This is a genomic window from Frankia sp. CoWAU3 (genome assembly GCF_977971855.1).
On the sequence record NZ_CDWWXB010000108.1, the window covers coordinates 1,564 to 2,221 of the forward strand.

The following is a 658-nucleotide window of genomic DNA, read 5'->3' on the forward strand; positions in this document are numbered from 1 at the left end:
GTTGATGAACCCTGAACGGCTGTCGGAGGCGCTCGGCGAGGACGTGTTCAGCGACGCCACCACCCCCGAGCAGAAGGCCGCGCTCGCCCGTCTCGAACTGATCCTCGCGCTGATCGAGGGCTGGGTCGATCATGTGACGGACGCCGCGGCCACCGGTCATCTGCCGGCCGCGGGCAAACTGCGCGAGATGGTACGGCGCCGTCGCGCCGAAGGCGGTCCGGGCGAGCAGACCTTCGCCACGCTGGTCGGTCTCTCCCTGCGGCCACGCAAGCTGCGGGAGGCCGCCGCCCTGTGGGAGGCGGTACGGGACGCCCGGGGCCACGAGGGTCGCGACGCGCTGTGGGCGCATCCCGATCTGCTGCCCACCGCGGCAGATCTCGCCGCCCCGGAGGCGTTCGTGTCCGGCGCGTCGTCGAGCGCGCTCGACGACCCGATCGGTGAAATCGAGAAACTCCGCGGCGCCCCACCCGCCGATGGCGGATCCGACGGGCCGGACAACCCGGACAGGTAACCCGGACGGACCAGTGATGATCCACAGTTTCGTCCACAGCACGTCCACAGCGATCCACGGGTGTTCATCCTTCGCCGGTCGGACGTGCCACGCTGAGGATCCGCCGGTCGCCGTGACCGGCCCATCCTGGTCCGATTCCCCGGCCTC

General features: G+C 70.8%; 1 protein-coding gene. It reads left to right on the forward strand.

Annotated elements, in window-relative coordinates; translation table 11 throughout:
- A partial coding sequence (locus AC08ON_RS11180) for a zinc-dependent metalloprotease (protein WP_476616920.1) occupies positions 1-511 on the forward strand: 511 nt, incomplete at its 5' end.
- Between the last annotated feature and the right edge of the window lie 147 nt (positions 512-658).